Raw genomic sequence first — 429 nt, forward strand, 5'->3', positions numbered from 1 at the left:
TCCGTAGCGCGCGAACAATGCCGTGCGCGCGTCAGGTGTCGCGGCCTCGGCCAGCCGCGCCTGCTCGAGCGGCAGGAACACGCTGACATCCCCCGAGCTCGGGTTCAGCGTGCCGATAAAGGCAACGATCAAGAGCGGCCAGAGCGATGACAGACCCGCAAAGGCCGCCCCGGTGCCGGCCATCAGGGCGGCCGCCAGTATCAGCAGACGGCGCTGCGGAAAGCGGTTCCCGACGAGTCCGACCAGAATGGTCGTCATCGCGGAGCCAATCAGCGTGACGCTGCTGATCAGTCCCACGGCGAGTGGGTCGAAGCCCAGGGCCAGCAGGTACGCGGGCAGCAGTACAGCCACGAATCCATCGCAGAAACCGCGCAACGCCCGCCCGGCGAGCAGCGGCATCACGCCTGCGTCGGTGCCGGGTGGAAAGGC

Annotated in this window: 1 protein-coding gene; it reads right to left on the bottom strand. The window is 68.3% G+C overall.

Annotation, left to right across the window (positions count from 1 at the left end; translation table 11 throughout):
* On the bottom strand, nt 1–399 hold a 399-nt coding region (locus AB4Z35_RS30685; RefSeq protein ID WP_442101256.1), incomplete at its 3' end, for an MFS transporter.
* Between the last annotated feature and the right edge of the window lie 30 nt (nt 400–429).

Origin of the sequence: Pseudomonas sp. KB_15, assembly GCF_052114525.1 — a bacterium.
GTDB lineage: Bacteria > Pseudomonadota > Gammaproteobacteria > Pseudomonadales > Pseudomonadaceae > Aquipseudomonas.